General features: G+C 73.1%; 8 protein-coding genes. 7 read left to right on the top strand and 1 reads right to left on the bottom strand.

Annotation, left to right across the window (positions count from 1 at the left end; translation table 11 throughout):
• The coding region (locus ACFV4G_RS36110) for an ABC transporter substrate-binding protein (protein ID WP_380446425.1) at nt 1-1,058 on the bottom strand (1,058 nt) is incomplete at its 3' end.
• 377 nt (nt 1,059-1,435) lie between these two features.
• Between ACFV4G_RS36110 and ACFV4G_RS36105 the strand changes: the two genes are divergently transcribed.
• The 7 genes from ACFV4G_RS36105 to ACFV4G_RS36075 all read left to right on the top strand — a co-directional run bounded on the left by ACFV4G_RS36105 (nt 1,436) and on the right by ACFV4G_RS36075 (nt 9,408).
• Nucleotides 1,436-2,425 (top strand): TauD/TfdA family dioxygenase, encoded by a 990-nt coding sequence (locus ACFV4G_RS36105; RefSeq protein ID WP_380446424.1) that lies wholly within the window; start codon nt 1,436-1,438, stop codon nt 2,423-2,425.
• Between the two features lie 63 nt (nt 2,426-2,488).
• Nucleotides 2,489-3,478, top strand: coding sequence for an ornithine cyclodeaminase family protein (locus ACFV4G_RS36100; protein WP_380446423.1), 990 nt, complete (start codon nt 2,489-2,491; stop codon nt 3,476-3,478).
• Nucleotides 3,469-4,809 carry a Y4yA family PLP-dependent enzyme gene (locus ACFV4G_RS36095; RefSeq protein ID WP_380446422.1) on the top strand — a complete coding sequence of 447 codons (1,341 nt, stop codon included), beginning with the start codon at nt 3,469-3,471 and terminating at the stop codon, nt 4,807-4,809. Before ACFV4G_RS36100 ends, ACFV4G_RS36095 begins: the two co-directional genes overlap by 10 nt.
• A gap of 40 nt (nt 4,810-4,849) precedes the next feature.
• Nucleotides 4,850-5,881, top strand: a complete 1,032-nt coding sequence (locus tag ACFV4G_RS36090; RefSeq protein WP_380446421.1) for a cysteine synthase family protein — start codon at nt 4,850-4,852, stop codon at nt 5,879-5,881.
• Between the two features lie 5 nt (nt 5,882-5,886).
• On the top strand, nt 5,887-7,308 hold the full coding sequence (locus tag ACFV4G_RS36085; protein WP_380446420.1) for an MATE family efflux transporter: 1,422 nt from the start codon (nt 5,887-5,889) through the stop codon (nt 7,306-7,308).
• A 175-nt stretch (nt 7,309-7,483) separates the two neighbouring features.
• Nucleotides 7,484-8,641 (top strand): CopD family protein, encoded by a 1,158-nt coding sequence (locus ACFV4G_RS36080; protein ID WP_380446419.1) that lies wholly within the window; start codon nt 7,484-7,486, stop codon nt 8,639-8,641.
• A 41-nt stretch (nt 8,642-8,682) separates the two neighbouring features.
• Entirely contained in the window at nt 8,683-9,408 is a 726-nt protein-coding gene (locus ACFV4G_RS36075) for a siderophore-interacting protein (protein ID WP_380446418.1), read from the top strand.
• The last annotated feature ends 113 nt before the right edge of the window (nt 9,409-9,521 follow it).

Raw genomic sequence — 9,521 nt, 5'->3', positions numbered from 1 at the left:
CCAACGGGTACGGCCCGGTGGAGTCGATGGTGTTGGTCACCCCCCAGGACGTCACCCCGGCCCGAAATGCCCAGCCGGCCCGCGTTGCGGGCGGCCGCGCGGGGCGCAACACCCCGCGGGCCGGGGTGGGGGGCGACGGCGCGCCGCAGGGCCTCGCGCACCCGCACGTCGGCGAACGGGCCGTCGGCGGTGCGCATGACGATCGGCATCGCCATGTCGTTGGGCCGGCGCAGGATCCGGACGTCCTTGCGGGCCTCGGCGGTGCGGGCGGCGACGGCGCCGACGTTGGAGGCGACGTCGATCTGCCCGGCGAGCAGGGCGTTGGCCATGGCTTGGGGGCTCTCGAACAGCCGCACCTCGACGGCGTCGAGGAGGACCTTGCCGCCGTACCAGGTGTCGTTGCGCACCAGGCGGGCGTTGCCGTCGCGGTACCAGTCGATCTTGAACGGGCCGGTGCCGGGGGCGCCGGCGATCGCGTCGTCCTTGGTGTCCTTCTTGAGGACGAAGGTGGTCAGGCGGGTCAGCAGCGGCAGGTCGGCGTTGGGGTAGTCGGAGACCAGGACGACGGTCCTGGCGTCCTCGGCCGTGATGCCCTCGGGCTGGATACCGGGCAGACGGCTCTTTCCCGCCGGGGTGTTGCGCAGGCGCTTGAGCGACCAGACCACGTCGTCGGCGGTGACGGGGGTGCCGTCGTGGAAGGTGGCGCCGTCGGCGAGGGTGAAGCGCCAGGTCTTCAGGTCCTCGGACGGCTTCCACGAAGCGGCCAGGCGCGGGGCCGTGTTGGTCCTGTCCCCGGGTATCGCGAGCGTGTCGTAGATCAGGCTGATGATCAGGTAGTCGCTCTCGTTGGCCTGGGTCCCGTGCGGGTCGCGGGTGACCGCCGAGGCCTTGCCGAGCGCGCCGACCTTCAACGTGCCGCCGGCGCGGGGCTGTTGGGAGGTGCCGTCAGAGGGAGCGGCGCTCGTGGATCCGCCCGCGCCACTGCTGCAGGCAGCGAGTGCCCCGGCCGCCCCGATACCGGCACCGGCCCACAGCAGCTGTCGTCTGGTGACGCCCACGTTCGTTCCTCGATTCGGGTCGCGCTCGATTTGCTTAGGTTTACCTACCCTAAGTTCGAGACGGGGCGCAAGCCGCCGAGCGCGGCGCACCACACCTCGGACCGTGCGCCCTTCAACCACAAGACAGGCCATGAGCTGGGGAGTTGAGCCCGTGCGCCGCCTGCGCCGCCGCCCGAAACCGAGACTACGCACATGTAGACACCGGACCGGGTAAGGCTTGCCTTACTTCGGAGTCGTTGTTACGTTTCCTGTCGTCCGGCCGTTCGAGCCGCCCCGGACCACACCCCCACGCCCAGCTCCCGCCGCCGTCCCGCACCGGCGCGGTGATGCCACGTGCCCGCGCCATCTCTCCTCCCCTGCCCCCGGAAGGTCCCCCCGTGCCCACCTGCCCTGCCCCGGTACGCCGTCTCGACACCGCCACCGCCACGGAACTCACCACCACCGCCGCCAAGTTGCTGGCCTTCCACGGCTCCGCGACCAGCCCCTCCCTGCTGGCCGACCTGCCCGTCATGTGCGCCCAGTTCAGCGAGGCGCTGCGCCACCGGCTGCGCCCGGTCGACACCGCTGACGGCCTGTTCGTCCTGCGCGGCCTGACCGTCGACGACGCCGAGCTCGGCCCGACCCCGGGCCACTGGTCGACCGTCGCGGACGCCGGCGCGCTGTGGGACGTGACCCTGCTGCTCGTCTCCGCCCTGATGGGCACTCCGATCGCCTGGGACGGCCAGCAGGACGGCCGGTTCGTGCACAACATCGTCCCCTCGCCGGGCCACGAGAGCGAGCAGACCGGCGCGTCCAGCTCGGTCCTGCTCACCCCGCACACCGAGGACGCCTTCCACCCCGGCCGCGCCCACCTGCTGCTGCTGTGCTGCATGCGCAACCACGACGGCATCGCCACCACCGCCGCCAGTGTGCGCCTGGCCGAACTCGCGCAGGCCGACCTGGAACAGCTCAAGCGCCCCGTCGCGCCGATCCTGCCCGACGACGCCTACGAGCAGGCCCGGAAGTTCGGCGGCCGGCCGGCCCCGGTACCCACCCTCTTCGACGGTCCCGACGGCCTGACCATGCGCTACGACCCCGCCTACACCCCGCTGGAGAAGACCGACCGGGCGTGGCGTGAGGCGTACGAGCGCCTCGGTGAGGAGCTGGCCCGCGTCTCGGTCGCGGTGAGCCTGGAGCCGGGGGACGTCCTGGTCGTCGACAACGACCTCGTCGTCCACGGCCGCGTCCCCTTCCGGGCCCGCTACGACGGCACCGACCGCTGGCTCAAGCGCGCCTCCGTCCGCGTCGAGGACCGTCCCACCCGCCCGCTCGCCGAGCACGACGAACACGGCTACGGCCAGGCCGCCCTCACCGCCTGGGCCGCCTGACCCGTCTGACTCGTCTGAACCGCCATCACCGAAGCCGCCCCACCACCTCGAAAGGGCACATCCATGGACCGGGACGACACCACCCTGCGCGTACTGTCCACCAGCGACCTCGCCGGCCTGGACATCGGCCTCGCCGACGTCGTCGACACCGTCGAACAGGCCTACCGCACCCTGGCCGCCGGCCAGTCCGACAACCCGCGCAAACTCACCGTCAAGCCCGCCGACGGCCACTCGGTGTCCTACGCCATGCTCGGACGCGACGGCGTGCGCAACGTCGTCGCCGTCAAGACCTCGTACAAGCACGGCCTCGACAAGGGCCGCGACGAGCAGCACTACTACACGACGCTGACCGTCTACGACGACGTCACCGGCCTGCCCGTCGCGATGATGGACTGCTCGCGCATCGGCTCGCTGCGCACCCCGGCCGTCTCCGCGCTGCTGGCCCGCGAGTGCGCCGGCCCCGACGCCTCGACCGCGCTGGTGATCGGCACCGGCACCCAGGGGCGCCTCGCGCTGCCGTTCCTGCTCACCACCCTGCCGAAGCTGGAGCGCCTGCTGCTGTCCGGCACCCACCCCGACGGCATCGCCGCCGTCCGCGCCGAACTCGCCCGCCACTTCCCCGACCGCGAGCTGGAACTGGTCACCGACCTCAAGGCCGCCGCCCGCGACGCCGACGTCATCGTCGCGACCGCCGGCGGCCACACCCCGGCCGCCGTCGAGGCCGACTGGCTCAAGTCCGGCTCGGTGTCGATCCTCGTCGGTCACGGCCTCGCGCCGTCCACCCTCCACCGCGCGGACCGGGTGATCGCCACCAGCGAGGCCCAGATGCGCGTCACCGGCACCGACATGGCCGATGCCGACGGCAACCTGCCCGCCGTCGACCTGGAGCTGCCCGTCGTCATCTCCGGCGTCTCCAAGGCCCGCACCGCCCCCGGGCAGCGGATCTTCGCCTACAACAGCGGACTCGTCGTCACCGACATCGCACTGGGCCACCGCTTCGCCCAGCTCGCCGCCGGCCAGGGCCTCGGCACCGAGGTGGCCCTGTGGCGCTGACCCTGCCCGCCCACCCCGACCCGCTGACCGAACGTCTGCACGCGAGTGGCCTGCTCCACGAACTCGCCCACGGCCTCGGCGGCCCCTTCCATTACCTGCTGCCCGAACGCTTCGCCACCAACCTGGCCGCCTTCCGCGCCGCGCTCGCCGACGCCCGGGTCGAAGGCCGCGTCTACTATGCCAAGAAGGCCAACAAGGCCGGCGCGTTCATCGACCGCTGTGCCGCCGCGGGCGCGGGCGTCGACGTCGCCTCCCTCGGCGAGCTGCGCGAGGCGCTGGGCCACGGAGTGCGCGGCGAGGACCTCGTCGTCACCGGGCCGGCCAAGTCCGAGCAACTGCTGAGCGTGGCCGTGCGGCAGGGCGCGCTGATCGCCGTCGACGCCCTCGACGAACTCGACCGGCTGCTCGCCCGCACGGGCGAGCGCCCGGCCCGGGTCCTGTTGCGCCGCCACCCGCCCTCCCAGCGCCGCAGCCGCTTCGGCCTCGACGACGCACAGCTGCAGCAGGCGCTGGACCGGTGCGCCCGGGCCGGCGACACCGTCCGCATGGAAGGGTTCAGCTTCCACCTCTCCGGCTACGAGATCCAGGCCCGCGCCGACCTCGCCGGAGAACTCGTCGAACTCTGCCTCAAGGCGAGGATGTCGGGCCTGCAGGCGGACCGGATCAGCATCGGCGGCGGATTCCCCGTCGACTACGTCGCCGCCGACACCTGGGACGCCTTCCTCACCGAGCAGGGCCCCGCGCACTACCACGGCCAGAAGTCCTTCGCCGCAGGCGACTTCTACCCCTACCACTCCCCCGTCGCCGGATCCGACGCCCTGCGCGCGATCCTCGCCGCCCGGCCGGGCGGCACGGGTGCGAGCCTCGCGACCCGACTTCGCGAGGCCGGCGTCATGCTGCTGCTGGAGCCCGGCCGCGCCCTGCTGGACCGGGCCGGAGCCTCGGTCTTTCGCGTCCAGGGCGTCAAGGACCGCACCGGGTACGGCATCGTCACCGTCGACGGCACCAGCCTGAGCCTGTCCGAGCAGTGGTTCGACAGCGAGTACCTGCCCGAACCGCAGCTGCTCCCCGCGCGCTCGGCGGAGACGACGCCCGGGCCCTTCCCGGCGTGCGTCGGCGGCGCGAGCTGCCTGGACTCCGACCTGCTCACCTGGCGCAAAGTCCCCTTCCCCGCCCGGCCCCGGGTCGGCGACCTGCTCGTCTACCCCAACACCGCGGGCTACCAGATGGACTCCAACGAGTCCCCCTTCCACGAGCTGCCGCTGCCGCCGAAGGTCGTCATCGACCACCCCGACGGGGGCAGCCGGCCCCGCTGGCGCCTCGACCGCTGACCACCACCCCGCACACCACATCCCGACGGAGCCTCACGCCATGACCGACGCCCTGACCCGCCCCCCGGTGGTCAGCCGGATCTCCGACCTCATCGGCTACACCCCGCTGTTCGAACTCGCCCGCGCCGACAACGGCGCCCGCCTGCTCCTCAAACTGGAGATGTTCAACCCCACCGGCAGCGCGAAGATCCGCATGGCCCGCCAGATGGTCCTCGACGCCGAACGGCGCGGCGACCTGCGCGAGGGCGGCCACATCATCGAGTCCACCTCCGGCAACACCGGCCTCGGACTCGCCGTCGTCGCCGCCGAACGCGGCTACCGCTTCACCGCCGTCGTCGACAACCACGCCGCCGCCGACAAGCTGCGCGGCATGAAGGCCATGGGCACCGAGCTCGTCCACGTCGACGCCGACACCGACGGCGAGGAACTCCACACCGCCGCTCGCGAGGAACTCGCCGAGGACATGGCCCGCGGCAAGGACAACACCTTCTTCACCGAACAGCACAACAACCCCAGCAACGCGGTCGGTTACTACGCGGTCGGCCGCGAGATCGCCCAGGCGCTCGACAACCGGGTCGACGTCCTGATCGGTGCCGTCGGCACCGGCGGCGGCCTGTGCGGCACCGCCCGCGAGCTCAAGAGGCACGTGCCCGGCGTCGCGGTCGTCGGCGTCGAGCCCAAGGGCTCCGTCGCCTTCGGCCCACCCGCCCACGACTACTACCAGTCCGGCACCGGAACCCCCGAAGGCGCCACCATCGGCCTGCTCGTCGACTACGACCTCATCGACGAAGGCGTCAAGGTCGGCGACGTCGAGGCCTTCGCCACCGCCCGGACCGTCGCCCGCCGCACCGGCCTGCTCATCGGCGGCTCCGCGGGCGGCGTCGTGCACGAGGCCCTGGACCGGCTGACCCGCCTCGCCCCCGACGCCGTCATGGTCGCCTTCGTCAACGACGGCGGCGAGAAGTACATGGACACCGTCTTCAACGACGACTGGATGACCGCCCGCGACCTCCTCGACCCGGCGGTCGAAGCGGGGATCGACGAGACGCTGACCAAGCTCCGCAGGAACTGAAGACAATGCAGCAGCTGACCACCCTCGCCCGCGACGGCCGCGCCCTCGCCGCCCTCGCCGTCCCGCTCGTCCTCACCCAGCTCGCCCAGGTCGCCCTCACCACCACCGACACCATCATGATGGGCGCCCTCGGCACCGAGGCCCTGGCGGCCGGCGGCCTCGCCCTGGTCGTCTTCAACCAACTGCGCACCATGGGCGTCGGGCTCGTCACCTCCGTCGGCAACCAGGTCGCGGCCGCCGCCGCCCGCGCCGAACGGAGCGAGGGCGCAGCCGCCGAGGCCGGGAACGGCGACGAGGTGCGCGGCCTGGTACGGGCGGCGATGGCCGTCGCCACCCTCGCCGGCATCGCGGGCGCCGTCCTCATGGTCCTCATCGGCCAGGCCGCGACCTGGCTCGGCCAGGACGCGGATGTCGCCCACCGCGCCCAGGGCATGCTCGCCGCGCTCGCCCCCGGCCTGGTGCCCTGCCTCTGGTTCCAGGCGATCCGCCAGTTCACCGTCGGCATGCGCCGCCCGCAGGCGCTGCTGCGGATCACCATCGCCTCCGTCGCCGTCAACGCCACGCTCAACTGGGCGTTCATCCACGGCACCTGGGGCCTGCCCAAGCTCGGCCTCACCGGCATCGGGGTGGCCACCAGCAGCGTCCACCTGCTCTCCTTCCTCGCCCTCTACGCCTCCGCCCGCCGCGACTCCCGGCTCGCGCCCCTGCTGACCCCGGACTTCTGGCGCGCAGACCCCGGCACGGTGCGCCGCCTGCTCGGTCTCGGGGCCCCGATCGCCGCCACCTACGGATCCGAGGCCGGGTTCTTCTCCGTCACCGCCCTCCTCGCCGGCAGCTTCGGCGCCGCCGCGCTCGCCGCCCACACCGCCGTCAACCAGTTGATCTACATCGTCTTCCAGGTCGCCGTCGGCCTCTCCCACGCCGCCTCCATCAACGTCAGCCGCGAACTCGCCCTCGGCGCATACGCAGCCGCCCGCCGCATCAAGAACACCGCACTGGCCTGCGGTGCCGTCGTCACCACCCTGGTCGGCATCGCCTACCTCACCGTGCCCCGCCTCGTCCTGCGGCCCTATTTCGACCCCGGCACGGCTGCCGACCAGCAGGGCCTGCACATCGCCACCGGGCTCCTCGCTGTCGTCGCCGTCCTGCAGTTCTTCGACTGCGCGCAGAACATCGGCGTCGGCCTCCTGCGCGGCCTCGACGACACCAGAAGCGGCTTCCGCATCACCCTCATCGGCTACTGGGCCGTCGGCCTGCCCGCCGCCTGGCTCCTCGCCTACCCCCTCGGTGGCGAGACCCGCGGCCTGTGGCTCGGCCTGCTCATCGGCCTGGCCACCACGGCCGTCCTCCTGCTGCGCCGCTACGGCCTCGCCCTGACCGCGCGAGCCGGCACCACCACCGCCGAATCCGCTGCGGTCGGCACCTGAGCACCTGCCGCGGTCACCGCACCGGTCCGTCGTGTGAGCCGTGGGGCCGGTCAGGGCCAACGACCAGCCCTGATCGGCCCCACGGCCCACACGACGGTGACGGTCGGCAATTTCGCCCCCATGCCATGACCCCGAATAAGATTTAGGTTAGCCTTACCTTATGCACTATGCTTCGTTGGCCGCGAACACGGCCGGATACGCCATGCCCCAGCTCTGGCGGGTCCTCACCAAGACCGGCTACTTCCTCGGCCTCAGCGGGGCCGTCGGAGCCACCGTCACCTATGCGGCCACCGTGCGCCCGGCCCTGCGCGCCCCGGAAACGAGCACCGGGGACGCCGAGATCCTGCGCAGACGGTCCGCCGGCTACCTCGCCTGGGCCGGAGTGGTCCTGCTGGTCGCGGGCTACTTCCAGCTCGCCGCCCGCGTCGCCCGCGCCGGCAAGGGCATGCCCTTCGGCGACGCGCTCGCCCCGGGCCGGGTATGGGACTACCTGCAGGCGCCCGCGGCCAAGGGCGCCTGGATCGCCCAGGGCACGGTCTACCTCGTCCAGAACGCCGTCCTGGTCGTGACCGCCGCCGCCCTGATCGCCCTCTTCGCGCCGACCGCCCGCCGCCACGTGGACCGGATCGCCCTCGCCGCGCTGCCGCTCTCCCTCGCCGTCACCCTGATCGGCGCCGTGCCGGCCACCGCCCCCGCCGACCTCGACGGGTGGCTGAACCCGGTCTTCGACCAGGCCCACATCGTGTCCGGCACCGTCTGGCTCGGCGGCCTGGCCCTGCTCGTCGCCCTGGCCGGCACCCGCAAGAGCCTCGGCGACGGCGCCGGGCTGCTGTGGGCCGACATGTGGCGGCGCTTCGGCCTCGTCGCCATGGTCTGCGTCGGCGCGGTCACCGTCTCCGGCCTGTGGCTGAGCTGGAAGCACATCGGCGGCATCTCGCAGCTGTGGACCACCGGCTACGGCGTCGCCCTGCTCGTCAAGATCCTCCTGGTCGCCGGGCTGGTCGTCGCGGGCGCCTTCAACCAGTTCTGGCTGATGCCCCGGATCGTCCGGGCGCGTGCCGCCGACGACACCACCTCGCTGCTGCACCTGACGCTCCGACACTTCCCCAAGGTCGTCTGGGGCGAGGTCGTCCTCGGCGTCGCCGTGCTCGCCGTGATGCCGTTCATCTCCGGCTCGGCCCGCACCGAGGCCGGCAGCCCGAAGGCCGTCTCCTCGGGCACCGTCTTCGCCGGCGGCGCCGCCCTCACCATCGCGCTGGCCGTCTCCCTGTACGCGACGGCGAAGGCCTCCGACGCCCTGGCCCGCCGGCCGGCCACGCCTGCGACTGCCTGACCCACCGGTCGCTTTCACCATCCACGGGATCGAGGAGTGCCATGGGACGAGGTTGGGAGGGCCTGGCCCTCAAGGTGATGCGGGGCCGGGACTTCGCGTTCACGGTGACCGCCGCGGAGGACGTCACCACGGAATGCCGCCGGGTGCGCTTCGCGGACGGCGGCATGCTGGACGCCACCGGCGTGCACCCCACCATGTGGGTGCGGCTGTGGTTCCCGGAGGCGGGCCGCCCGCACCAGCGCGCCTACACCCTGGTCGACCCGGACCCCGCCGCGGGGACGTTCGGCATCGACTTCGCACTCCACGACGGCCCGGCCAGCCGCTGGGCGAGCGCGGCGGCGCCCGGCGACTCCATCCAGGCGACCGTCCAGGGATCCGCCTTCACGGCCCCCGAGCCGACGCCCCGCCGGATGTTCCTCGTCGGCGACCGCGCCTCGGCCCCCGCGATCGGTTCCCTGCTCCGCGCGCTGCCCGGCGTGCCGGCGACGATCTGGCTGGAGACCCAGCACGACAGCGACGAACGACTGCCGGTGTCGCGAACCGGCCGTGACCACCACGACTTCCGGTTCGTCCCCCGGGAGGACGCCGGGGGACGACTGGCGGCCCAGGTCCGCACGGCCCTGCCCGGCCTGCTCGGCGACCCGGCCGAGGCGTACGTGTGGATCGCCTGCGACACCGTCACCACGCGTGAACTCGCCCGGTTCGTCCGCAAGGACCTCGGCGTCCCCAGGCCCCGCACCCACGCCCTCGGGTACTGGCGGCCCTGAAGACCCGTGGGGGGGGGGGGGGGGGCGCGGCGCCCCCCCCCGGGCCCCCGCGCCCCCCCCCCCCCCGCGCCCCCCCCGCCCCCCCCCCGCCCCCCGGGCGCGCGCGGGGTGCG

The sequence above is a fragment of the Kitasatospora sp. NPDC059747 genome, assembly GCF_042732955.1.
Taxonomy (GTDB): Bacteria; Actinomycetota; Actinomycetes; order Streptomycetales; family Streptomycetaceae; genus Kitasatospora.
This window is presented reverse-complemented; position numbering and strand designations above follow the sequence as displayed.

Excerpts from the sequence above, each read along its gene's own strand:
- ACFV4G_RS36075 (WP_380446418.1), top strand. The coding sequence starts at position 8,683 with ATGGGACGAGGTTGGGAGGGCCTGGCCCTCAAGGTGATGCGGGGCCGG.
- ACFV4G_RS36090 (WP_380446421.1), top strand. The coding sequence starts at position 4,850 with ATGACCGACGCCCTGACCCGCCCCCCGGTGGTCAGCCGGATCTCCGAC.
- ACFV4G_RS36100 (WP_380446423.1), top strand. The coding sequence starts at position 2,489 with ATGGACCGGGACGACACCACCCTGCGCGTACTGTCCACCAGCGACCTC.
- ACFV4G_RS36085 (WP_380446420.1), top strand. The coding sequence starts at position 5,887 with ATGCAGCAGCTGACCACCCTCGCCCGCGACGGCCGCGCCCTCGCCGCC.